20 protein-coding genes are annotated in these 23033 nt (G+C 56.1%); 9 read left to right on the top strand and 11 right to left on the bottom strand.

Going from position 1 to position 23033, the window contains the following annotated elements:
- Positions 1-45: 45 nt before the first annotated feature.
- The 5 genes from G516_RS0119920 to G516_RS0119900 form a co-directional block, all read right to left on the bottom strand.
- A complete protein-coding gene (locus G516_RS0119920) occupies positions 46-1116 on the bottom strand; it encodes a TRAP transporter substrate-binding protein (RefSeq protein WP_028295142.1) in 1071 nt (356 codons plus the stop codon).
- Positions 1117-1196: 80 nt separating this feature from the next.
- Positions 1197-2294, bottom strand: a complete 1098-nt coding sequence (locus G516_RS0119915; protein ID WP_084645275.1) for an aromatic ring-hydroxylating dioxygenase subunit alpha — start codon at positions 2292-2294, stop codon at positions 1197-1199.
- Between the two features lie 53 nt (positions 2295-2347).
- Positions 2348-3283, bottom strand: a complete 936-nt coding sequence (locus tag G516_RS0119910) for a PDR/VanB family oxidoreductase (RefSeq protein ID WP_028295140.1) — start codon at positions 3281-3283, stop codon at positions 2348-2350.
- A gap of 260 nt (positions 3284-3543) precedes the next feature.
- On the bottom strand, positions 3544-4023 hold the full coding sequence (locus G516_RS0119905; RefSeq protein WP_028295139.1) for a MarR family winged helix-turn-helix transcriptional regulator: 480 nt from the start codon (positions 4021-4023) through the stop codon (positions 3544-3546).
- A 288-nt stretch (positions 4024-4311) separates the two neighbouring features.
- Positions 4312-4848: an NADPH-dependent FMN reductase gene (locus tag G516_RS0119900; protein ID WP_028295138.1), complete on the bottom strand. Its 537-nt coding sequence runs from the start codon at positions 4846-4848 to the stop codon at positions 4312-4314.
- A 185-nt stretch (positions 4849-5033) separates the two neighbouring features.
- Between G516_RS0119900 and G516_RS0119895 the strand changes: the two genes are divergently transcribed.
- Entirely contained in the window at positions 5034-5939 is a 906-nt protein-coding gene (locus tag G516_RS0119895; RefSeq protein WP_028295137.1) for a LysR family transcriptional regulator, read from the top strand.
- Positions 5940-6005: 66 nt separating this feature from the next.
- Here the strand turns inward: G516_RS0119895 and G516_RS0119890 are convergent, their stop codons facing one another.
- Together G516_RS0119890 and speB are read right to left on the bottom strand one after the other, a co-directional pair.
- Positions 6006-6464, bottom strand: coding sequence for a hypothetical protein (locus G516_RS0119890; protein ID WP_156879122.1), 459 nt, complete (start codon positions 6462-6464; stop codon positions 6006-6008).
- 315 nt (positions 6465-6779) lie between these two features.
- Positions 6780-7754 (bottom strand): agmatinase, encoded by a 975-nt coding sequence (gene speB, locus G516_RS0119885; protein WP_245582707.1) that lies wholly within the window; start codon positions 7752-7754, stop codon positions 6780-6782.
- A 131-nt stretch (positions 7755-7885) separates the two neighbouring features.
- Between speB and G516_RS0119880 the strand changes: the two genes are divergently transcribed.
- A complete protein-coding gene (locus G516_RS0119880) occupies positions 7886-8815 on the top strand; it encodes a LysR family transcriptional regulator (protein ID WP_028295134.1) in 930 nt (309 codons plus the stop codon).
- Here G516_RS0119880 and G516_RS0119875 read toward each other — a convergent pair.
- Both G516_RS0119875 and G516_RS0119870 read right to left on the bottom strand, forming a co-directional pair.
- Complete coding sequence (locus tag G516_RS0119875; protein ID WP_245582706.1) at positions 8796-10274, bottom strand: gamma-aminobutyraldehyde dehydrogenase; 1479 nt, start codon at positions 10272-10274, stop codon at positions 8796-8798. The two genes, G516_RS0119880 and G516_RS0119875, sit on opposite strands and share 20 nt — an antisense overlap.
- A 73-nt stretch (positions 10275-10347) precedes the next feature.
- Entirely contained in the window at positions 10348-11259 is a 912-nt protein-coding gene (locus tag G516_RS0119870) for a LysR family transcriptional regulator (RefSeq protein WP_028295132.1), read from the bottom strand.
- Positions 11260-11612: 353 nt separating this feature from the next.
- Here G516_RS0119870 and G516_RS0119865 point away from each other — a divergent pair, with 353 nt between their 5' ends.
- From G516_RS0119865 to G516_RS0119835, 7 genes are all read left to right on the top strand, one after another.
- Positions 11613-12776, top strand: coding sequence for an ABC transporter substrate-binding protein (locus tag G516_RS0119865; RefSeq protein WP_084645274.1), 1164 nt, complete (start codon positions 11613-11615; stop codon positions 12774-12776).
- Between the two features lie 166 nt (positions 12777-12942).
- Positions 12943-14043 carry an ABC transporter ATP-binding protein gene (locus tag G516_RS0119860; protein WP_028295130.1) on the top strand — a complete coding sequence of 367 codons (1101 nt, stop codon included), beginning with the start codon at positions 12943-12945 and terminating at the stop codon, positions 14041-14043.
- A 1-nt stretch (position 14044) separates the two neighbouring features.
- Complete coding sequence (locus G516_RS0119855; RefSeq protein ID WP_051219652.1) at positions 14045-15013, top strand: ABC transporter permease; 969 nt, start codon at positions 14045-14047, stop codon at positions 15011-15013.
- On the top strand, positions 15003-15824 hold the full coding sequence (locus tag G516_RS0119850; RefSeq protein WP_028295128.1) for an ABC transporter permease: 822 nt from the start codon (positions 15003-15005) through the stop codon (positions 15822-15824). The genes G516_RS0119855 and G516_RS0119850 overlap by 11 nt, the downstream gene beginning before the upstream one ends.
- Before the next feature lie 55 nt (positions 15825-15879).
- Positions 15880-17304, top strand: coding sequence for a gamma-aminobutyraldehyde dehydrogenase (locus G516_RS0119845; protein ID WP_028295127.1), 1425 nt, complete (start codon positions 15880-15882; stop codon positions 17302-17304).
- Between the two features lie 177 nt (positions 17305-17481).
- Complete coding sequence (locus G516_RS0119840) at positions 17482-18021, top strand: ferritin family protein (protein ID WP_028295126.1); 540 nt, start codon at positions 17482-17484, stop codon at positions 18019-18021.
- Between the two features lie 3 nt (positions 18022-18024).
- On the top strand, positions 18025-19221 hold the full coding sequence (locus G516_RS0119835) for a putative manganese transporter (RefSeq protein ID WP_051219651.1): 1197 nt from the start codon (positions 18025-18027) through the stop codon (positions 19219-19221).
- A gap of 439 nt (positions 19222-19660) precedes the next feature.
- Here the strand turns inward: G516_RS0119835 and G516_RS0119830 are convergent, their stop codons facing one another.
- Both G516_RS0119830 and G516_RS0119825 read right to left on the bottom strand, forming a co-directional pair.
- Entirely contained in the window at positions 19661-20995 is a 1335-nt protein-coding gene (locus G516_RS0119830) for an aminotransferase (RefSeq protein WP_028295124.1), read from the bottom strand.
- A 356-nt stretch (positions 20996-21351) separates the two neighbouring features.
- Positions 21352-22812: an NAD-dependent succinate-semialdehyde dehydrogenase gene (locus G516_RS0119825; RefSeq protein WP_028295123.1), complete on the bottom strand. Its 1461-nt coding sequence runs from the start codon at positions 22810-22812 to the stop codon at positions 21352-21354.
- Positions 22813-23033 lie beyond the last annotated feature (221 nt).

Here is a 23033-nt window from a genome sequence, read left to right as displayed (position 1 = left end):
CTTTGAAGGCGGGTGCAATCGCCCTCAAAACCACTCCAGGCACACTCAGAAATTCGATTCAGATGCCGTTTTTACGGAATTGGAATACTGGTCAATCAGAGCATTGGCTCGTTCATACAAATACTTCCCTTTATGGCCATCGTCGCTCATGTCTTCAATCCAGGCATCAGTGACCGGCTGGATCAGCTGCTGGATCGCCCGGGTTTCTTCAGCGGATATGGTATAGATAGGGTTGTTGGTCGCAACGGCCAGTGCCTTGCCGCGTTCACCCATCTCATCCAGCAGGCGGCCAGCTTCACGAGCCAACGGTAGGCCTGAATGACGATCAATCAAGGCTTTCAGATCGTCCGGCAGCGACTGGTAGCTTTTCTTGTTCATGGCAAACAGGAACACCTGAGCATACAAACCACGGTCTCCGCTCAACTCGGAGTGTGAACTGACCAGCTCATGCACCTTCATGGGCCCCAAAATGTCGTACGACAGCGAGGCCACATCAATCACCCCCTTGGACAACGCAGATGCCAGCTGTGGCGCAGGCATAAAAACCGGCATGGCGCCCATCTCGCTGTAGGCTTCGGCGATCGGTTTGTTTGGCGCCCGTACCTTGACGTCCTTAAAGTCCTGCAAGGTACGAATCGGATTATCGCGGGAGTGCAGTACGCCAGTAGCATTGGTATGAATCGTCAGCAGCTTTACATCCCGGAAAGCCTCTGCCATTTCTTCATCCGCAAATTGCTGAATCGCCTGACTGGTGGCTTCAGCACGAGCTGCCATAAACGGCAGTTCGAATACCTCGGCCTTACGGAAACGACCCGGCGTATAACCGGCAACGGTCCAGACGATATCGGCGGTGCCACGACGAGCCTGATCAAACAACTGTTGTGGCTTGCCACCCAGCTGCATAGCCGGATACACATCGATCTTTATGCGGCCGTTGGATTCCTGCTCAATGGTTTTGGCCCAGGGTTCCAGAATCAGCGTATGCACCTCAGATGCCGGTGGCAGCTGATGGGACATACGGAAATGGTATTCCGCTTCAGCATTGGCAATACCGGGTATGGCCAATAGCGAAACCCATGGCAAAACAGCGCGTTTGAGTACCTTGAAAGAAAGCATAATCACCTCGATTTTTTATTGTTTGAGCGGGTGTTTTTGATCTGTTGTTACAGCATATTTTTACTGAAATAAAGCAACCGTTAGACGGTCACCTCCGGGTTTGCCTTCATTTGCTCGATGATACGACGAGCACGGTTAGGGCCAACGTCCACATGAATATCGATCATGGGGGTGCCGGCGAACCGCTTCATGTTGGCGTACTGGGCTTCGATAACGACCTTGTCTTCATCGAACGTCAGTTCGGTTTGCTCTACTACCTTGGCTTTGATTTCCTCGACGTTTTGAGTCGGGTTGGTCGCCATGGTCCAAAAGTAGTGAGCAGAGGTGGATGTCTCTGGCGTAATGCCGTGGAAGCCACGCATATGGAAGCCACCGCGGTTCGGGTCACTGATGTCATCGGTGCCGTGATCCACCGCACCGGTCCAGATTTCCAGATGTGACGGCTTGAACAGGATTTCCTGCCAGCGGTCGATTTTGCCCTTGAACGGGTAGGCTTCAAGATACGTTGGCGGCGCATCGGAATTGGGCATATGGCGCACCACATGGACCGAGCGTTCGTCACTTTCGACCTTCATTTCGGCGTTCATATGCAGCTTGGCATTGCCGCCAATGGTCTTCAGATGCACATAGCCCAGATGACTGAGATCCAGCAGATTATCGTGAATCAGCTGATACGGCGCATCGTAGTGATACACATCGCCGTCAAAGACGTACTGCGGGTCATCGTGTACCGGATACACCGGCGGCTCACAATTCGGCGCGCTATCAACTTCACTGCCAAACCAGATCCATACCAGGTGATTCTGTTCACGCACATGGTAAGCATGCACACGGGCCTTGCGCGGTACTTTTGCCTGACCCGGAATTTCCAGACACTGCCCGGCTTCATCAAACAACAAGCCGTGGTAACCACACCGGATTCCCTGATCTTCAATGATGCCGTTGGACAATGGCAAATGCCGATGGCAGCAGCGATCTTCCACCGCCGCAACCTGGCCATCGCCCTTGCGGAAAAGCACCACCGCTTCGTTCAGCAAGGTGCGAGCAACTGGTTGGTCTTTCAGCTCCTTGCTGTGGGCAGCGACGTACCACATATCCAATGGATAAGCGCCCTGCTGACGACCGCTGTCGTTTTTCACTTCGGCACTGACGCCGGGAATGTAAATGGATACAGACATATCAACTCCTGCTTGTTGTTATTGGCTTGTTGTTATTGGAGAGAGAATCCGGCTCAGAGATCCAGCACCAGTCGGTTGCCTTTGGCCCTTGAGCAGCAAGGGGTAAACAGCTGATTGGACGCCTGTTCGGTTGTGGTAAGAAAGCTGTCCCTGTGATCGGGAACACCATCGGTCAGTCGGGTAACACAGGAGCCACAAACGCCCTGCTCGCACGACGACGGGATATCGAAGCCTGCGTCCTCCAGTACTTCCAACGCGCTGTCTTGCTCGCCAACTTCAAGCACCTGTCCGGTACTGGCAATGACCAATTCAAACGCTAGATCGCCGTCTTCCGACACCACCTCAGGGGCAGCGAAGAATTCACGATGCAGACGCTCTTCGGCCCAACCCAGTTGACGGGCAGTCTCGAAAATATGCTCGATGTATCCGGCTGGACCGCAGACGTACAAATGGCTTTCCACCGGAGCCTGGGTCAGAACCCTCATGGCATCCAGAGCATTGTCTTCATCGTTGAAATAACAAAAGCAATCAGCCTGCGACGACAGCTGATCAGCAAAGGCGGCTGACTTGCGGCTACGAGCGGAGTAATGAAGCTCGAAAGATTTGCCCTCAGAGCGCAGGCTGGAAGCCATGGCAAAAATTGGTGTGATGCCAATGCCACCAGCAAACAGCAGCGCGTGTGGCGCATCCGCATCCAGAGCAAACAGGTTGCGCGGCTCACTGACACTGAGCTGCTGGCCAACTTCCAGACCATGTACTTCCGCCGAACCACCGCGTGATTGCGGGTCCAGCAGTACACCAATCTGGTACTGGTCATCACGGGATGGATCAATCAGCGAGTACTGGCGCACCAACCCGGACGGCAAATGGATATCGATATGAGCACCGGCCTCAAAAGCAGGTAAGCAACTGCCATCGACCGATTTCAGTGTCAGGCCACAGATCCCTGCCGCCAGCGGTTGCGTGTTTGCGATGACGACATCAAGCATGACGATCACCTTTCGTTGTTATTGTTGATATATCAACGATATTTTTAATTTAGTTGTCATGTCAACGATAAAGGCAAAATAAAACGCAACCGATGACTCAGAAAAGAAGCCACACTAAAAACATGGAATTTAATAAAAAGACGTTAAAACAATCACTTGAGTGATTTCAGTCGCACTGAAACCAAGCGTAACGAAGGAGAAAAAAGCAGAACGGCTGGCCCGAATTGTCCCAGCCAAAAGATCGGTTTTGGTTACCCGCTTCAGAGGTCCGGCTGATAAGCGTTCACCACTGCGACTCTGCGATTCAGGTGATTCAGAATACGGATAAGCGCTTCTCTGTCTTCAACCGCCAGTTCTTCCAACAACAGTTGCTCGCGCTTGATCGCTACTTCAAAAACCTGATCATGCAATGCCTGACCACGATCAGTCAGCTCCACCAGAGACTTGCGTGCATCGGTGGGATCTTCCAAAACGGTGACCAGCTGTTGCTGCTGCATCTGCTTGATAGATCGGCTCACAGCAGCCTTATCAAGCCCAATCACCTGGCACATGCGATTAGGGGAGATGCAAGGCTCAACCTTTAACAGCGCCAGCAAACGCCACTCCACAATCCCCACACCAAACTTCTCACGGTACAAGCGCGAGGCTCCCGCAGACAGCTTGTTCGCCAGAAAGGTAATCAGGGCTGGTACGTAATTATCGAGTTCGAGAGTGTGTCCGTTTTCAGGGGAGTCTTTCATGGTGTCCGTTATTACTGATCGGCCAGCGGGAGGAACAGGTTACATCACTGCTCGAAGAAGCTGTAAACAAAAGAAGCCAGAAACAAAAAAGGCCAGCACCGCGGTGCGGTCTGGCCAATGGGGGTTTGGAAAATCAGAACTCTCAAATCCGTGCTGCGGACGTCCCCAATATGTGGATAACGTACCCACTTCAGGTGTGCGCGCAGCGTCCGGGCCTTCAGCTCGGCCCGGTGAGCGTGGGCAGGTCTCTCACCCCCTGCCCGGTTTTTCAAGCTAACCGTTTTCAGATCAGGCAGTCAGGGTAGCCAGTGCATCTTTCAGCTGAGCAGCCAGGTCGGCGTTGGTCAGCTCGCCTTTTTCAGCGTCAAAATTGTCGCCGAAGTTTGGCACAGACAGCTGGGCTTTCACGTCCATAGCGAAGTAAGGTGCGGAACCGGCAGCGATGCCCAGTACGCTTTGTGCACCGCCAGGGCCTGGAGAAGTCGCCAGCAATACGGCTGGTTTGTTCTGGTAGACCTTCTGGTCGATACGGGAAGCCCAGTCGAATACGTTCTTGTAGGCCACGCTGTAGTTGCCGTTGTATTCACCGAAACCAATCACCACCGCATCGGCTTCACCAATCTTGCTGAAGAACGCCTTAGCTGGCTCAGGGATGCCGTCAGCCACTTCGCGGTCAATGCTGTAAATCGGCATTTCGAAATCGTTCAGGTCCAGAATCTCAACCTCAGCACTGGCGTTGGCGGCCAGCAAATCAGTTGCGTGAGTAACCAGCTGCTTGTTGATGGAAGCCTTGTGGTTGGATGCTGCAAAAGCCAGTACTTTCATGGTCAATCTCCTTCGGCGTGTGCCAGAAATTAGTTGTCGGCGGGCTGCGTTGCAGGCCTTGCCGAACCGATAAGCACACTATAGATTCACCCCAATAAAAGATTAATATCGAAATCGTGTAGTTATTATTTCCATTTGACTTTGAATCACACATTATCAAACGAGCAACCTGACAGGACCACGCTATGAGTTACAACGCCGACCTGCTCGATGGCATGGTGATCTTCGCCGAAGTCATCAACGCTGGCAGCTTCACCAAAGCAGCCGACAACACCGGCCATTCGACCTCCTACATCAGCAAGGAAATCAACCGGCTGGAAGAGCGTTTGGGCGTACGGCTGATGAACCGCACCACCCGTACCCAGCACCTGACTGCCGAGGGTGAGCTGTTTTACCAACAGTGTCAGCAGATCATTGCAGAGGCCAACGAGGTGCAGAACGCCCTAATGGGCCACCAGCTGCAACCCACCGGCACCTTGCGCATCAGCTGTCCGCCCAGTCTGGCGGTGGCACGTATGCGGCACATATTTGCAGGCTTTCTGGTCGAGTACCCACAGGTCGACCTGGAACTGGATATGAACAACCGCAAGGTCGATGTGGTGGCCGACGGTTTTGATGTGGTGGTGCGAGCCACCCCGCAACTGGAAGACTCCAGCCTGATCAGCCGCAAGATCATGTGCTCACGGGCGGTGACCATCGCCTCGCCCGCCTATCTGGAAAAATACGGCACCCCGGAAAAACCGGAAGACCTGAAGCACCACCACTGCATCACCTACAGCAACCTCAAACACCCGCGCCTGTGGCAATACAAAAACCAATACGGCATGGACATTGAGGTGGAAGTGAACAGCCGCGTCAGCCAGAACAGTTCGGAAATGGAATTGGCGCTGTGCAGCGCCGGTATTGGCATCGCCCGGGTGCCCGACTTTTTATTCACCGATGAATTCGACACCGGCGAACTGGTGGAGCTATTCCCCGACTACCAACGCAGCCCGATTGATATTTACCTGATATACCCCAGCCGCAAACACATGTCGGCCAAGGTACGCAGTTTTATTGATTATGTGGTGGGTGTATTGGAGCGAGGATAAGAGAATCGTCAGCAAGCCATCTAACAGCACTGTGCCAGATGACAGCTACGAGCCGATACCTGATAACTACTCGTTTGAACAAACGACATCATCCGCATCACAGCGCAGGCCGAATTTATCGGACTGATTGCAGCTCTCCAGAACCTTGTAGACAGATTCTGAACGCTTGTTCGAACTGTTGCCAAAGCCCCGCTCTCCAAACCCCAGATCCAGGTAACAGAACCATTCAGGCGTTGGGTTGCGGTCAATGGAGATAACGCCTCCGCGCCGGGATTCGAGCATGCGAACGCGAGCTTCCAGAGTTCGCATATCGGCCAACTCAGACTCCAATTCTTGCACCCGCGCCCGTAGCCTACGGTTTTCAGCTTTGAGTGACTGAATGTCGCTGTAGTTGGCCGAAATCTGCTTGTAGGTACCGGATTCACGGTCCCCCATTGAAGCATCGTAGGGCATTGGCTGCTGAGCACAAGCAGAGAGTGAGAAAGCGGTAATAGCCGCGATCACAAGAGGATATATCCGAAGCATGAAACCATCCTTGATAATGAAAAAGCCCCCGAATGAGAACGCCTTTCAAAAAGAAACCAGTATTATCAACAGGTTACAAGTCGTCAATCGCCGGAACGCCGGTTTGATAACCAGGTATAGAAAGTTGAGCGCAAGCGCCACTCTGTGAATGCTTTTTCGCAGCAGAGAGGAGCATTGCAAATTTAACTAGCGAACACAGTGAGCGCCATCTAACAGCACTGTGTCAGACGGCGTCATATCGGGACAGTAGGACATGCCCCGAAGCGGAGTTGTAGGAGCGGATTTATCCGCGATTCAGTGCGGCAACACAGCCGCTCAGGATTTGCCCGCCGCCACGGCGTACATAAATTCCAGCGCGATGGTCGCTGCGGCCAGTGCAGTAACGTCGGCGTGGTCGTAGGCCGGAGCCACTTCCACCACGTCGACACCACGAATATCCATGCCAGCCATACCACGAGCAATTTTCAGCGCGCAGTCGGTGGTCATGCCGCCGGATACCGGTGTACCGGTGCCCGGCGCAAACGCGGGGTCGAGCGCGTCGATATCGAAGCTGACGTAGACCGGTTTGTCGCCAACACGAGCCTTGATACGCTCTAACACGCCTTTGGCACCGAGGTCGTTGGTTTCCGCCGCGTCCAGTACTTCGAACGGATGGCCGTCGCGATCCCAGTTGGTACGAATACCAATCTGGATGCTGTGTTCGGTATCGATCAGGCCTTCCTGCACGGCATGATGAAACAGCGTGCCGTGATCGTAGGCACTGCCACCATCATAGGTGTCGGTGTGGGCATCAAAATGCACCAGCGCTAGCGGGCCATGCACTTTGGCTACCTCACGAATCACCGGCAGGGCGATAAAGTGGTCACCGCCAAACACCAGGCTTTTCTTGCCGCTTTCAGCAATCTCACGCACCAGCGCTTGCAGGTTATCCACCATGGTTTGTGGCTCACCGTGCTTGAACGCCACGTTACCGGCATCGGCCATTTTCAGGCGCTCATCGAGAGCGAAATTCCACGGCCAGCGAGCACCTTCCCACAGCAAATTGGCGGACGCCTGGCGTACCGCAGTCGGGCCAAGGCGCGCGCCAGGGCGGCCAGAAGTCGCCATATCAAACGGTACACCGGCAACAATCACATCGGCGTCGCTTTGGCGGATCTCTTCAGCGTTGCGCAGAATCGGGCTCTTCATAAAGCCCATGCCCATCATGCCGTAAAGGGCCAGATCGGCATTGGCGGAACCTCCAGTCGGAGCAGAAGGAGCGAGCATGGTGTGAACAGCAGCCTGAGACATGATGAATCCTGTTTGGCATTGGCCAGAAATAAGTGACTGGGTGCAGATTAGTCGCTGTTCTTTAATTCTTGAAATGCATAATATTCCTGAAGACATGCACAGCATTAATACTGAAGTTACAGGAAGGCCCTATGCCCGCGTCGTTCCATCAGTTTGACCTGAACCTGTTACGCGTCTTCGAGGCGCTGGTATCCGAAGCCCACGTTACCCGTGCGGCAGAGAAAGTCTTCCTCAGCCAGTCGGCCACCAGCCACGCCCTCAACCGTCTGCGCAGCCAACTTGATGATCCGATTCTGGTGCGCTGCGGTAATGGCTTACAGCCCACCCCCAGAGCCATGGCCATGCTAGGGGAAGTGCGCGAGGTACTGCGCAAGCTGGAACAGACACTGGCACCACCGAAGGTATTTAACCCGGCCACCAGCAAACGCGTATTTACCCTGGCGGTAACCGACTACTTTGAAGCCGTGGTGCTGCCTGATCTGATGCCAGCTCTTAACCAGCAGGCACCTGGGCTGGTGTTCAACCTCGAAATGATCGGCCCACAGGCCTCATTGGAGCGACTGGAGAGCGGCGATGTCGATCTGGTGGTTGGCCTCGACGACAGCTTCAAAATCCCCTCGCATCTGTTGATAACCAACTGGCGCGATGAAGAACCCGTATGCCTTGTCGGCGAGCAGTTTGACGATATACCAGACCAGCTCGATCTGGACGGCTACCTTGCCCTGCCCCATGTGGTAATGGTCGATCAGACCGACGCCGACTCCATCAGCATCGACAGCGTTGACCGCTGGTTATCGAGCCGCAAGCTGAAGCGTCAGGTGGTGGTGCAAATGATCAACTACCTGGCTGCCGCCCGCATGGTCGCCAACCGTAAAACCGTACTGACGCTGCCACGGCAGATGGCGGAAATGTTCAGTAGCTGGCTGCCCGTGCGCGTGGTTGAAGCCCCGGACGAATTGCCCAACTGGAGCATGAAACTGATCCAACACCCGTTATATCAACAGGACACCGGCATTCAGTGGTTACTGCAGCAGCTGCAAGTTACTGATGCGACAGCATAATGTGGCGCACCACCGAAAAGTCTTCCAGCGCGTAACGCGACAGGTCCTTGCCGTAGCCCGAGCTTTTCAGGCCGCCATGGGGCATTTCACTGGGCAAGGCAAAGTGATTGTTGATCCAGGTGGTGCCGTATTCCAGCTCACTGGCGGTCTGCATGGCACGACCAATATTGCCTGACCACACCGACGACGCCAGCGCGTAATCCGACTGGTTGGCCCATTGAATGGCCTGCTCGGCGGAATCACAACGGGTTACCGAGACCACTGGCCCGAACACCTCGCGACGAACAATTTCGTCTTCTGGCCGTGCGCCCACCAGTAAGGTCGGCTGATAATAAAACCCCTCACCGGCCGGAATCCGGCCACCAACGGCTAACTCGATATGCGGTAACTCCAACGCCCGTTCGACAAAGCTGGCGACGCTGTTGCGTTGGCGCTGACTGATCAGCGGTCCAAGATCGTTATGGTTATCGTCAGCCTGGTTAAACCGTAATGCGCCAATGCACGCTGACAACCGCTCGACCGTGGGATCATAAACTTCGTTTTCCACATACAGGTGACAGGCTGCGGTGCAATCCTGACCGGCATTGTAAAAACCGTAACGGGTCACATGCTCTGCCATGGCATCGATGTTGGCATCGTTCAGCACCAGCACCGGCGCCTTGCCACCCAGCTCCAGATGCGTGCGTTTGACGCTGCGACGAGCCGCCTGCAATACCTTTTGGCCGGTTGATACGTCGCCGGTCAACGACACCATCCGCACCCCCGGATGATTGATCAGCTGACTGCCAACACTTTCACCACGGCCCAGCACCACATTGATCACGCCAGCGGGCAGCACATCCGCCAGAATATCGGCCAGCCGCAGGGCCGTCAGCGGAGTTTGTTCAGACGGTTTGAACACCATGGTATTACCGGCAGCAATCACTGGCGCGATCTTCCAGGCGGCCATCATCAACGGGTAATTCCACGGCGCAATGGCCGCCACCACCCCCACCGGATCACGGCGGATCATACTGGTCTGGCCAGCAATGTATTCGGCGGCAGCTGGTGCCTGCTGATTACGTACGACGGCAGCAAAAAATCGGAACACATCCGCCGACGAAGGGACGTCGTCTTCAGCAACCTGATAGCGCGGTTTACCGCAGTTAAGGGCTTCCAGCACCACCAGCTCATCGGCTGCCTGTTCTATGCCATCGGCAATCGCCAGCAAACAGGCTGCACGATGGGCTACCGAGGTCTGCTTCCATGCCTTTGCAGAGGTCTGGGCAGCGGCAACCGCAGCATCGACTTGCTCTATCGACGCCTGTGGAATATGTGCCAATGATTCGCCGGTGCGGGGATTAATCACCGCCTCTGGATCACCATCACCCAGTATGCGTTGGCCATTGATCAGCAGCAGTTCGGGCATGGGTTGTGGTACAGCTTCAGACACAGATTCGAAATCCGGGGAATCATTCATAGCAGCGTCCATAGTCAGGTCGTGATTCATGGCTCAGGCCATCAAAGTTAGCGGCATTAAACGTTGACGCTAATTACAATTGGCGATTACGCAACGGCAGCACCTCGCGGGCCACCGGCAAGAAGTAATCAATCAGCGGGTTACGAGCACCGCCGCGACGCCAACCTAGGCCAATATCCAGAGTCTCGCCAACGTCCAGCAAACGCCGCGCTTCTACCATATCGCCCTCCACCGACCAGGGCCGAAAGGTCATGTCCGGCATCAGCGCCAGTCCCATGCCCGCCGACACCAGACTGCGAACCGCTTCCACCGAGGCCGTGCGCAAACTGATGTTGGGACGAATACCGGCCTGCTGCCACAGCGGCCGGATACGCTGTTCCATATCATCGACGTTAAGCTGAATGATCGGCTCGGCGGCGATATCCCGCAGGCTGATGCTGTCGCGATTCAGCAGCTCGTGGCCGGGCGGCAGCCAAAGCCGGTAATGGGAGAAATTCAGGACTTCGGTATTGAGGGCGCTGGCGTGACTGAGGTCTGACAGAATCAGTACCCCTACATCAATCTCACCACTGACTAACAGGTGCTCGATATAGTCCCTGTCGTCTTCCACCACCCGCACCTGCACATCGTGATAAATACGCTGAAAACGGGATAACAGATCGGCCAGATAGTAGCCCGACACCAGACTGGTTACGCCGATGGTCAGCTCTCCGGCCACCCGGTCTGTGCCCTGCTGCAAACTTCGGCGGGCATTCTCGACCGAGGCCATCACCAGATAGGCCTGACGCAGAAACTGGTGCCCTTGATGGGTTAACTCCATGCCCTTGGCATGACGACTGAACAATGCCACCGCCAGATCGTCTTCCAGCTGTTTGATGGCGGTGGTCAGTGTTGATTGGGAAATGTGTACCGCCTGTGCCGCCGCCGATACCGAACCGGTTTCAGCAATGGCGATGAAATAGCGCAGTTGCTTCAGGCTCATCATCTCCCGCCACCTCTCGTCCGCTTTGCCAACAGTTCTGATAACCATGGATTGTTGGCAATGTCATGGCAGCCAAACCCGACGTCATAGAAGAGACACCACTGCTGCATGTGTTGTTCGATCCATCGCTGAACCATGCGGGAAGCCTGTATTTACAAGGGTTACTGAGGTTTTACACCATCGGTTTTCGATATACCAGCAGCCTTAAATATCAGACTATCGTTTTTTCAGAATGCAAGTTTCGATAATTGGAATTGGCCGCAGAACTTTTATCCGGCTTAGCCTGAGCACAGATCATCGCTGGGACGCCCCGCTCAGCGGTGCTCACCTAACAACCATCAGGCCGAGGATTCACCATGTCGAAACACCGTTCGCTGTTTTCCACCCTGCTGCGCTCTCCTGTCACGCTCTTGCCCTTAATGCTCGCCAGTACGGCACCGGCCATGGCTGCCGGTGCCAACGAAGGCCGCGTCGATATCGTCGCCTGGCCGGGCTACATCGAGCGCGGTGAAACCGACCCGGCATTTGATTGGGTAACCGAATTCGAAGCCAACACCGGCTGCAGCGTGAACGTCAAAACCGCCGCCACCTCCGATGAAATGGTCAGCCTGATGGCCAAAGGCGGTTACGATCTGGTGACCGCATCCGGCGATGCCTCGCTGCGTCTGGTGTACGGCAAACGGGTTCAGGCCATCGACATCAGCAAGATCAAGGCATGGGATAGCATCGACAAGCGACTGCAAAACGCGCCATGGCACACGGTCGACGGCAAACACTACGGCGTACCATTTGAATGGGGTCCAAACGTGTTGATGTACAACACCGATACCTTCAAACAGGCACCAGACAGCTGGAGTGTGGTGTTCGAGCCAACCACCCTGCCGGATGGCAAGGCCAACAAGGGTCGTGTGCAAGCCTACGACGGCGCCATCTACATGGCTGACGCCGCGCTGTACCTGAAATCGGCCAAACCCGAACTCGGTATTGAAGACCCTTACGAACTCAACGAAAGCCAATACGCCGCGGTGCTCGAACTGCTGCGCAGCCAACACCAGCTGATCCACCGTTACTGGCACGACTACAACGTGCAAATGAGCGACTTCAAGAACGAAGGCGTGGTGGCTTCCAGCAGCTGGCCGTTTATGGCCAACATTCTGATTGCCGAAGGCGCACCGATTGGGCAGACCTTCCCGAAAGAAGGCGTTACCGGCTGGGCCGATACCACCATGATGGCCACCGATGCCGCCCACCCGAACTGTGCCTACGAATGGCTTAACTGGTCGATCACACCAAAACTGCAGGGCGATCTGGCGGCCTGGTTCGGTGCCGTGCCATCCGTACCTGCCGCCTGCGACGGCAACGAGCTGCTGGGTGCCGAGGGTTGCGCCACCAATGGCTTCGATAACTTCGACCAGGTGCATTTCTGGAAAACCCCGACCAGCAAGTGTGAGAGCCAGGGCAGCTGCGTTTCCTACGCCCGCTGGACGAAAGATTACATCGCCATCATGGGCGGCAGGTAAGCGCCAGCGCGGATTTATCCCCGAACGGTTTCGCGGATAAATCCGCTCCTACAAGCAGGTTTGTAGGAGGGAATTCATTCCCGAAAGACATACGCTGCGCAGTCTCATTCCCGAACAACCGAATACCGGAATTAAACCCCAGGCACCCATAACAAAGAGAATCGCCATGACCAACGCCGTCGAATTTATTCACACCAGCCGCCGCTTTGGCGATGTCACCGCGGTCGATCAGGTTTCCCTGAAGATTGCCGAGGGTGAGTTCTTCTCAATGTTGGGGCCGTCTGGTTCCGGCAAAACCACCTGCTTGCGACTGATCGCCGGTTTCGAACAGCCAGACGATGGCCAGATCGTTATTCATGGCAGGGACGCTACCGGCTTGCCGCCCTACCAGCGCAACGTCAACACCGTGTTTCAGGACTACGCGCTGTTCCCGCACATGAACGTGATCGACAACATCGCTTACGGTCTGATGGTCAAAGGGGTAGCGAAAAAGGAACGCTTGGCGCGGGCGCAAGAGGCGCTGGAACTGGTGGCGCTGAAGGATCATGGCAGTCGCAAGCCGGCCCAGCTTTCCGGTGGTCAGCGGCAGCGTATTGCGCTGGCGCGGGCATTGGTTAACCGCCCCAAAGTGCTGTTACTGGATGAACCGCTGGGGGCGCTGGACCTCAAGCTGCGCGAACAGATGCAGTCCGAGCTGAAACGTCTGCAACGCCAGTTAGGCATCACCTTTGTGTTCGTCACCCACGACCAGACCGAAGCGCTGTCGATGTCCGACCGTGTCGCCGTGTTCAATCAGGGCCGCATCGAACAACTGGACACGCCACAAAATCTGTATAACCGCCCGGCCACTGAGTTCGTCGCCAGCTTTGTTGGCTCCGCCAATGTGGTGCGCGGTGAGTTGGCGCAGCAGCTGGCAGCAGTGGATGCCTTTACGGTACGGCCAGAATTTGTATCCCTGAACGACTCTACCAATACCGTCAGCCTCGACGGCACAGTGACGGACATCCAGTATCAGGGTGCCAACACCCGTATTGAAGTGGAAGTCGGTCCCGGCATCATCATCGCCGCTCTGCAGCCCAATGTGCTTCACGCGCTTGCTTCCGGCTCTGCGTTCAACTCTGCTCCTGACGACAGTACCGAACAGGCGTTACCTGTAATCGGTTCAGCAGTGCGTATTGGTTGGCAGCCAGAAGCCATGGTGGCGCTGCAAACGGCTGCGGTATCCCCAACCAACACAGAAATAACGACCGAGTCGGCAGGAGCCTGAAATGAGCAGTGTCATGTCGATCCACCCGTCCGGTCCCGCAGCCGTATCAGAGCCACCACGTAACCTTCTGCAACGGTTCAGCGACCGGCTGTACCTGCAACCCCGGCTGTTATTGCTGTTGCTGCTGACGCCGCCATTGCTGTGGTTTGGTTCTGTGTACATTGCCTCTCTGCTGGCGCTGCTGTGGCAAGGCCTGTACACCTTTGATGACTTCACCATGCTGGTCAGCGATACCCTGACCCTCAGCAATTACGTGCAACTGTTTGACGCCGCCAATTTCGACATCATTGTGCGCACCCTGCTGATGGCGCTGAGTGTGTCGGTGTTCAGTGCCCTGATTGCCTTTCCGGTGGCCTATTACATGGCCCGCTACGCCAGTGGCAAAACCAAGGCGTTTTTCTATCTGGCAGTGATGCTGCCGATGTGGACCAGCTACATCGTCAAGGCCTATGCCTGGACCCTGTTACTGGCGCAGGAAGGCGTGACCCACTGGTTTATCGAACTGTTACATCTGACGCCCGTGCTGAACTGGCTGCTGAGTTTGCCGGGCATTGGCGGCAACACCTTGTCGACCTCGAATCTGGGCCGCTTTCTGGTGTTCACCTATATCTGGCTGCCGTTCATGATTCTGCCGATTCAGGCCTCGCTGGAGCGCCTGCCACCGTCGCTGTTGCAAGCCTCCTCCGACCTCGGCGCGACACCCGCGAAAACCTTCCGCCATGTGATTCTGCCGTTGTCGGTGCCGGGCATTGCCGCCGGTTCGATCTTCACTTTTTCACTGACCCTGGGCGATTACATCGTGCCGCAGCTGGTCGGCCCGCCAGGGCTGTTCCTTGGCAGCATGGTGTACGTGCAGCAGGGTTCAATTGGCAATATGCCGATGGCCGCCGCCTTTACGTTGGTGCCGATTGTGTTGATTGCCGTGTACCTGTCGATCGTCAAACGTATGGGGGCTTTCGATGCGCTCTGATTCGCAAACATCACCAGCCGCCAGCCCATGGCTGAAACTGGCCGCCTGGGGTGGCCTGCTGTTCCTGCATTTCCCAATTGTGGTGATCGCCATTTACGCCTTCAACACCGAGGAATCGGCCTTCAGCTTTCCGCCCAAGGGCTTTACCACCGAATGGTTCAGCGTCGCTTTTCAACGTCAGGACGTGCTGGAAGCCATCGGCCTGTCGTTGCAGATTGCCTGCTTCGCGACATTAATCGCACTGGTGTTAGGCACGCTGGCCGCGGCTGCCATGTATCGCCATTCTTTCTTCGGCAAGGAAAGCATTACCCTGATGCTGATTCTGCCGATCGCGCTGCCGGGCATCATTACCGGTCTGGCGTTACTGAACGGCTTCAAGGCCATCGGGCTGGAGCCGGGCATGCTGACCATCATTATTGGCCACGCGACCTTTTGTGTGGTGATTGTGTACAACAACGTGGTGGCGCGTTTTCGTCGCACCTCGGCCAGTTTGATTGAGGCTTCGATGGATCTGGGTGCCGATGGCTGGCAAACCTTTCGCTACATCCTGCTACCGAATCTTGGCTCGGCGATGCTGGCTGGCGGCATGCTGGCGTTCGCGCTGTCGTTCGACGAGCTGATCGTCACCACCTTTACCGCTGGCCACGAGAAGCCATTACCCATCTGGCTGCTGAACCAGCTGACCCGCCCCCGTGACGTGCCTGTCACCAACGTGGTGGCACTGATGGTGATGCTGGCAACCATGATTCCGGTCAGCCTGGCCTACCTGTTAACCCGCGACGGCGACAGTGTTGCCGGCAGCGGCAAATAATTCTGACACCGAAGCAAAAACACATTCGCAACGACCTGCAAAGAGAGGACAACTCATGCTCAACAAAATGCTGATTAACGGTGAGCTGGTAACCGGCACCGGAGCCCTGCTGGACGTGTTCAACCCGGCCAGCGGAGAAGTGCTGTGTCAAATCGCTGAAGCCAGTGCCGAACAGGTCGATGATGCCGTCAGCGCCGCCAATGTGGCGTTTGAAAGCTGGAGCCAGACCACGCCATCAGAGCGTTCGGCACTGCTGCTGAAACTGGCCGACCAGATTGAAGCCATGGGAGAAGAATTCGCACGGCTGGAATCCAACGATGTCGGCAAGCCATACAGCGCTGCGCTGGAAGATGAAATTCCGGCCATCGCCGACGTGTTCCGCTTTTTCGCTGGTGCCTGCCGCTGCATGAATGGTTCGGCCACCGCCGAATACCTGCCCGGCTTTACCTCGATGATCCGTCGTGATCCGGTCGGTGTTGTCGCCTCCATCGCGCCTTGGAACTACCCACTGATGATGGCCGCCTGGAAACTGGCGCCAGCACTGGCTGCCGGTAACTGCGTGGTGATCAAGCCATCGGAAATCACTCCACTGACGACCCTCAAGCTGAGCGAAGTGCTGCAGAAAATCTTCCCTGCTGGTGTAGTAAACGTGCTGTTTGGTGGCGGTGCCAACGTTGGCGCACCTCTGACCAGCCACAAGGGCGTTCGCATGGTATCCCTGACCGGCTCAATTCCGACCGGCCAGAAAATCGTTGAAAGCGGTGCTGCCAGCATGAAGCGCACTCATATGGAACTGGGCGGCAAGGCACCGGTACTGGTGTTCGAGGATGCCAACCTCGACGAAGTGGTCGACGGACTGCGTGCCTTCGGTTTTTACAACGCCGGTCAGGACTGCACAGCCGCCTGCCGTATCTACGCCCAGAAGTCGATTTATCCACAGCTGGTCGAAAAGCTTACCGCCGCGGTGGCCACCATCAAGATTGGCAGTCAGGACGAAGAAGGCGTTGAGATGGGGCCGTTGGTATCTGCAGCGCAACTGGAGAAAGTCGCCAGCATGGTTGAGGCCGCCCGCGCGCTGCCGCACATCAGCATCACCACCGGCGGCAAAAAAGCCGATCGCGCTGGCTATTTCTACGAGCCCACCGTGATTGCCGGCGCCCTGCAAGACGACGAGATTGTCCGCAAGGAAGTGTTTGGCCCGGTGGTGTCGATCACCGAATTCGACAGCGAAGCCGACGCCCTGATGATGGCCAACGACTCCGAATACGGCCTCGCCTCTTCCATCTGGACTACCGATACCGGCCGCGCTGCTCGCCTCAGTGCCCGCATGCAATACGGCTGCACCTGGGTCAACACCCACTTTATGCTGGCCACCGAAATGCCACACGGCGGCATGAAGATGTCCGGCTACGGCAAGGACATGTCGATGTATGGCCTCGAGGACTACACCGCCATTCGCCACGTGATGATCAAACACTGAAACGCAATTTCGGCAGTCCCATGCCATTGCCCACAGCACAAAGGTGTTGTGGGCTTTTTTGGTTCACGCCACATCTTGCGACGAATTCACAAAACATTGCAGCCTTTCACTTTACATGAGCACAACCATGAACGAGAATTATTATCGTTTATAGTTTTCTCAAACGGAAGGCTGGCTATGCTGTCGCACCACACATTGACCAACCCGTCATCGGGCCGTTACTCACTGACTGAATCCGCTCAGGGTTTGAGTCAGTCTTCGCTGGCGTTGCTGGTGCATATGATTCGTCATGAACAAAGCACCCGCTTTTTGTACGCAGCCCTGTTGTGCCACCCGGAGATTGCCCAAAGCCCGCAGCGGGATTACTTCAAGCAAGCGCTGGAAGAAGACGCCGCCCATGTCGATGAGCTGACCGACCAGCTTGATCCCAAGGTGCGTCAGCAGCTGATGAGCAACAGCGAGCACATTCAGTACACTGCGCTGCCAGCTACCTCAACCACCGATCTGTGTCAGCCGCTAGCGGCGTCTGGCAACGAAGATATCCTGCAACAGCTGTATCAAAGCGAACTGGCCGCCGTAGGCGCTTGCCGTCGTTTGTGCACCCTGACGCTGGAGCAGGACTATCGACTGTTCGATCTGGCCTACCGTCATTTGCAGGAAAACCTGCTGCACCTTGAAACCGCCGCCGATCTGTTGGCCCAGCAGCGGAGCATCTGATCCATGGCTGCCAGCCTGAACCTGTTGCTGCGCATGGTCGGCAGCAAGCTAAGACCTTTTCACATGCGCCAATACCAGTTCCAAATCCCGCTGTTGATGGCATCGTTATTGGCGGTTCAGCTGTTGAACCCGGCGCTGTTCCAGCTGGTTGTCAGCACCATGGCCGATGCCTGGTATGGCGTCAGTGTGTTTGTGGCGGTCACGTTGGCGGGCTTTTATGCCATGGACCGCTACTTCAAGCGGGGCCTGAGCCAACTGCTGGCCCATCACCAGAATTGGCAGGTGCCAGTGGCAGCCATTCTGGGAGCCTTGCCCGGCTGCGGCACCGCCATCATCGTGGTGACCCGCTTTGTGAATGGCCATATGAGTTTTGGTTCGCTGGTGGCGGTGCTGATCTCGACCATGGGCGACGCCGCGTTTCTGCTGTTGGCACGGGAGCCGCAAACCGCCCTGCTGGTATACGCCATCAGCCTGGTGGCCGGTATTGTGACCGGCTATCTGGTCGACGCCTGCCATGGCCGCGATTACCTGCGCCACAGCAACGTCAGTACGGATCAATGCAAACACCCGATTCCTCCGCTGCCCAGAGGCCTGGTGTGGGCCTTTATGGCGTTGCTGGCTCCAGGGTCGGTAATTGGTTTGGCGAGTGCCATGCAGTGGGACACCGCGATGTGGCTGACGCCCTGGATGAACCACGCTCATGCCGAAAGCCTGATTGAATGGATGGGGTTTCTTGGGGCCGTATGTTGCTTGCTGCTGTGGACCAGCCAGCCGCTGGATTCCTGGTCGTCGCGCTTTGCCCAAAGTGGCCGCAGCACCTGTTTGAACAACTCGGTGGTGGCCGAAACCAGCTTTATTACCGTGTGGGTGATCGTCGGCTTTCTCGCCTATGAGCTGCTGGCGTTTTACACCGGCCTCGATTTCCACAACCTGTTTGCCAGCATGGGCGCCTACGCCGTACTGCTGGCGATTGTAATTGGTTTTGTGCCAGGCTGCGGGCCACAGATTCTGGTCACCACCCTGTATCTGAATGGCGTTATTCCATTCGCGGCGCTGCTGGCCAATGCCATCAGCAACGATGGCGACGCCCTGTTCCCGGCCTTGGCGCTAACGCCCAAAGCGGCCGCCAAGGCGACGCTGTACAGTGCGATTCCGGCTTTTGTGGTGGGCTTTGGCGCCTGGTGGTGGCTGGCGGTTTGATCGACGGCCTGAGGCCGTAGGTTAGATAAGCGAACGCAGTGAGTGCCATCTAACAACGTAATGTCAGATGGCAGCCGCTTCGCGTCTTTATCTGACCTACCTCAAACCGGTATCAGGCCTACGATTTGTGCCGGAAACCCCAGCCCCTAAACGAAAAAAACCCGCGTTCAAACGAACGCAGGTGAGGGCCTTTGTAGGCAAGGTGAGAGCTATACACAGGGTTGCATAGCTCAACAGGATGAAGCTGAAAAACGAGCCTGGCCGGGCTTGATCCGGGGAGAACAGGAACCCCAACCTCAGGCAGTCTGAACAGCAATCAGAGGCCTGCCTGTACCGCTGTGATTCACCACAGCCAGACTCAAAAAAGTCGTCACTCTCTCAGCTACGGCGCTTGCCTGAAAGCCAGCGCCGCCCAATTTGACGACTGCGAGGAACGCGTTTACTTGCTGACGAACGCTTGCGTGTCGTCCAGCGCTTTACCCATCTTCTCAACGATTTCGTCGATCTGGGCCTTGGTAGTGATCAGCGGAGGACACAGCGCCAAAGAGCTACCTGCAACCGGACGGCTGATCAAACCGTGGTTCTGACAGGCGTTAGCAGCGAAGCCACCAACCGCACCGGCGTTTTCAAACGCAGCACCGGTTTCCTTGTTGGCAACCAGTTCAACGGCGGCAATCATGCCGGCGCCACGGACTTCGCCGACCAGTGGGTGGTCGCGGAATTCAGCCAGACGGGTTTGCAGGTAGTCACCGGTTTCAGCGGCTTTGGCGAACAGGTTTTCACGCTCGTAAATTTCCAGGGTCTTCAGTGCTACTGCCGCGGCAACCGGGTGCGCAGAGTAGGTGTAACCGTGGCCGAAGACGCCGTTTTTGGCGGTTTCTTCGATCATGGCGTCGTACATCTTGCCCGGAATCACGGAGGCAGAGATTGGCACGTAGGAAGAAGACAGCTGCTTGGCGAAGCTCATCAGGTCCGGCTTGATGTCCATGGTGGTGACACCAAAGTCGTTACCGGTACGGCCAAAGCCGGTGATCACTTCGTCTGCCCAGAACAGGATGTCGTACTTGGCCAGGATCGCCTGTACTTTCTCGTAGTAACCGGCTGGCGGCACGATTACGCCAGAGGCACCAGTGATTGGCTCAGCAATAAAGGCCGCAATGGTTTCCGGGCCTTCGCGCAGGATCATGGCTTCCAGGTTGCCGGTAATACGGTCAACAAACTGGGCTTCGGTTTCGCCTTCCAGACGACCACGGTAATAGTGTGGCGCGTCGGTACGCAGTACGCCGATGGCATCGATTGGCAGGTCAAAACCGGTCTGGTTCACTGGCAGGCCAGTCAGACAGGCAGCTGCAACGGTCACACCGTGGTAAGAACGCTCACGGGCGATGATCTTGCGCTTCTCTGGCTTGCCGATGGCGCTGAAGTAGTAGCGCAGCATCTTGATGTGGGAGTCGTTGGCATCGGAACCGGAGCTACCCATGAAGATGTGGGCGTTGTCCACAGGCACCATGGCAGCCAGCTTGTCGGCCAACTGCATGCCAGGCTCGTGTACCTTGCCACCGAACATGTGGGCGTAGGACAGCTTTTCCATCTGCTTGGTGGCTGCTTCGATCAACTCGGCATTGTTGAAACCGAGGGACGCACACCACAAACCAGACATACCTTCGAGGTACTGGTTGCCGTTGTTGTCATAAACGTAAACGCCATCGCCACGTTCAATTGTCAGTTGCTCAACCGCCTTGAAGTTGGTGGTTGGATAAACCATGTGAGACATACGCTGCTCCCAATCACGCCAGCTGTGCTCAGCTGCGAATCAAAAATACCCCGGCGGCGGAGTTCGGTAGCAAGGCCGCGGAGCGTTGTTTTTTTGGTTGGCGCCTGCCCAAAGGCAAGTGCCGAACTTCTTTTCGAGAGCAAGCTCTCTCCCGCAGGAATAACAAGGCTGTGGGAGGCAGCTTGCTGCCGATTGGCTTTGGCTGTCAGATGAAATCCCAGCCCTGAACACAGTCAGGCAGATGCAATGCAAGGCGTCCCGCAGCAGAATCTCCAAGACATACCATATTGGTAGGCGCCGGAGTTCTGCGAGGACACAACGCAGCAGTGCGCTGGCTGACGAAGTTCAGCGATCTATCAGAGGCCGCCCAGACAGATCAACTTGGTCTCCATATAGTCCTCAAGACCATACTTGGAGCCCTCACGGCCCTGGCCAGACTCCTTCACACCACCAAACGGAATCACTTCAGAGCTGATGGCGGTTTCATTCACGCCCACCATGCCGTATTCCAGCGCTTCGGATACGTGCCAGATGCGCTTCAGGTTGTTGGTGTACATATAAGCCGCCAGACCGAATTCGGTGTCGTTGGCCATGGCAACGGCTTCTTCGTCGGTTTCAAACTTGAACACGGGAGCCACCGGGCCAAAGATTTCTTCCTTGAACACCCGCATGGACGGCTTGGCATCGGCCAGAATCGTCGGCTGGAAGAAGAAGCCAGCGGCGTCGCCACGTGCGCCACCAATCACGGCGCGGGCGCCATCGGCAATGGCAGAGTCGACCAGACCAGCAACGTTGTTGACGGCTTTTTCGGTAATCAGCGGGCCATGGGTAGTGCCTTCTTCCAGACCGTTACCCACGTTGAACTTGCTCACTTCGGCGGCCAGACGCTCGATGAATTCGTCGTAAATACCTGCCTGAACCATCACCCGGTTAGAGCAGATGCAGGTTTGGCCGGAGTTACGGAATTTGGAAATCAGCGCACCGTTAATGGCGGCATCCAGGTCGGCGTCGTCAAAAATAATGATTGGCGCGTTGCCACCCAGCTCCATGGAGGTGCGCTTGACGGTATCGGCACACTGCTTCATCAACAGCTTGCCCACTGGCGTGGAGCCCGTGAAGGTCAGCTTTTTCACCACCGGGTTGGAAGTCATTTCACCGCCAATCGCAGGGGCATCGGCACCTGGGATGATATTGATCACGCCTGCCGGTACACCGGCTTCTTCCGCCAGCTTGGCAATCGCCAGCGCGGAAATTGGCGTTTCAATGGCTGGCTTGCAAACGATGGTGCAACCTGCGGCCAACGCTGGAGCAATCTTGCGTGCCAGCATGGCGTTCGGGAAGTTCCACGGCGTAATCGCAGCCACCACACCCACTGGCTGTTTGATCACCAGGTTGCGACGGTCTTTCTGGGCCGCTGGAATGATGTCGCCATAAACACGACGAGCTTCTTCGGCGAACCATTTGATGTAGGAGGCACCGTAGGCAATTTCGCCCTTGGCTTCGAACAGTGGCTTGCCCTGCTCGGCAGTCAGGATGGCAGCCAGGTCGTCCTGGTTGGCCATCACCAGATCAAACCATTTCTCCAGAATATCGCTGCGCTCTTTGGAGCTTTTGCCAGACCAGGCCGGGAAAGCGGCTTCAGCAGCTTCAATAGCACGCTTGGTTTCAGCGCCTCCCATGTTCACGACCTCTGCGACCAGCTCGCCGTTGGCCGGGTTATGAACCGGTACGGTGGTGCTGTCATCGGCGTCGACCCACTGGCCGTTAATCAGGCCTTTGGTTACCAGCAGCTGGCTGTTCTGAAGTGCAAATGCCATGGCGCTAATCCTGTTTCAGGTTTGTTTTAGGTTGTTATAGCGGGCCTCAAAGGGCCGTTAAATAAGTCCATTCCACCGCTTACGTTGAAAAGCCTTAACGCAATCGCGTTTACAGCCCTGAATAGCAATAAAATCGGGCACTTGCCGCTATTGCCGGGCGAGTGTTTGTGGATGGATTGCCTGCGCGAGCCGGTTTGATGGCCAGATCGACCACCAGCAAA

This window comes from Oceanobacter kriegii DSM 6294 (genome assembly GCF_000422845.1).
GTDB lineage: Bacteria > Pseudomonadota > Gammaproteobacteria > Pseudomonadales > Oceanobacteraceae > Oceanobacter > Oceanobacter kriegii.
This window is presented reverse-complemented; position numbering and strand designations above follow the sequence as displayed.

What these genes read in the sequence shown, in the direction of transcription:
- G516_RS0119920 (WP_028295142.1), bottom strand. Translation starts at nt 1,116, where the DNA reads ATGCTTTCTTTCAAGGTACTCAAACGCGCTGTTTTGCCATGGGTTTCG.
- G516_RS0119915 (WP_084645275.1), bottom strand. Translation starts at nt 2,294, where the DNA reads ATGTCTGTATCCATTTACATTCCCGGCGTCAGTGCCGAAGTGAAAAAC.
- G516_RS0119910 (WP_028295140.1), bottom strand. Translation starts at nt 3,283, where the DNA reads ATGCTTGATGTCGTCATCGCAAACACGCAACCGCTGGCGGCAGGGATC.
- G516_RS0119905 (WP_028295139.1), bottom strand. Translation starts at nt 4,023, where the DNA reads ATGAAAGACTCCCCTGAAAACGGACACACTCTCGAACTCGATAATTAC.
- G516_RS0119900 (WP_028295138.1), bottom strand. Translation starts at nt 4,848, where the DNA reads ATGAAAGTACTGGCTTTTGCAGCATCCAACCACAAGGCTTCCATCAAC.
- G516_RS0119895 (WP_028295137.1), top strand. Translation starts at nt 5,034, where the DNA reads ATGAGTTACAACGCCGACCTGCTCGATGGCATGGTGATCTTCGCCGAA.
- G516_RS0119890 (WP_156879122.1), bottom strand. Translation starts at nt 6,464, where the DNA reads ATGCTTCGGATATATCCTCTTGTGATCGCGGCTATTACCGCTTTCTCA.
- speB (WP_245582707.1), bottom strand. Translation starts at nt 7,754, where the DNA reads ATGTCTCAGGCTGCTGTTCACACCATGCTCGCTCCTTCTGCTCCGACT.
- G516_RS0119880 (WP_028295134.1), top strand. Translation starts at nt 7,886, where the DNA reads ATGCCCGCGTCGTTCCATCAGTTTGACCTGAACCTGTTACGCGTCTTC.
- G516_RS0119875 (WP_245582706.1), bottom strand. Translation starts at nt 10,274, where the DNA reads ATGAATGATTCCCCGGATTTCGAATCTGTGTCTGAAGCTGTACCACAA.
- G516_RS0119870 (WP_028295132.1), bottom strand. Translation starts at nt 11,259, where the DNA reads ATGATGAGCCTGAAGCAACTGCGCTATTTCATCGCCATTGCTGAAACC.
- G516_RS0119865 (WP_084645274.1), top strand. Translation starts at nt 11,613, where the DNA reads ATGTCGAAACACCGTTCGCTGTTTTCCACCCTGCTGCGCTCTCCTGTC.
- G516_RS0119860 (WP_028295130.1), top strand. Translation starts at nt 12,943, where the DNA reads ATGACCAACGCCGTCGAATTTATTCACACCAGCCGCCGCTTTGGCGAT.
- G516_RS0119855 (WP_051219652.1), top strand. Translation starts at nt 14,045, where the DNA reads ATGAGCAGTGTCATGTCGATCCACCCGTCCGGTCCCGCAGCCGTATCA.
- G516_RS0119850 (WP_028295128.1), top strand. Translation starts at nt 15,003, where the DNA reads ATGCGCTCTGATTCGCAAACATCACCAGCCGCCAGCCCATGGCTGAAA.
- G516_RS0119845 (WP_028295127.1), top strand. Translation starts at nt 15,880, where the DNA reads ATGCTCAACAAAATGCTGATTAACGGTGAGCTGGTAACCGGCACCGGA.
- G516_RS0119840 (WP_028295126.1), top strand. Translation starts at nt 17,482, where the DNA reads ATGCTGTCGCACCACACATTGACCAACCCGTCATCGGGCCGTTACTCA.
- G516_RS0119835 (WP_051219651.1), top strand. Translation starts at nt 18,025, where the DNA reads ATGGCTGCCAGCCTGAACCTGTTGCTGCGCATGGTCGGCAGCAAGCTA.
- G516_RS0119830 (WP_028295124.1), bottom strand. Translation starts at nt 20,995, where the DNA reads ATGTCTCACATGGTTTATCCAACCACCAACTTCAAGGCGGTTGAGCAA.
- G516_RS0119825 (WP_028295123.1), bottom strand. Translation starts at nt 22,812, where the DNA reads ATGGCATTTGCACTTCAGAACAGCCAGCTGCTGGTAACCAAAGGCCTG.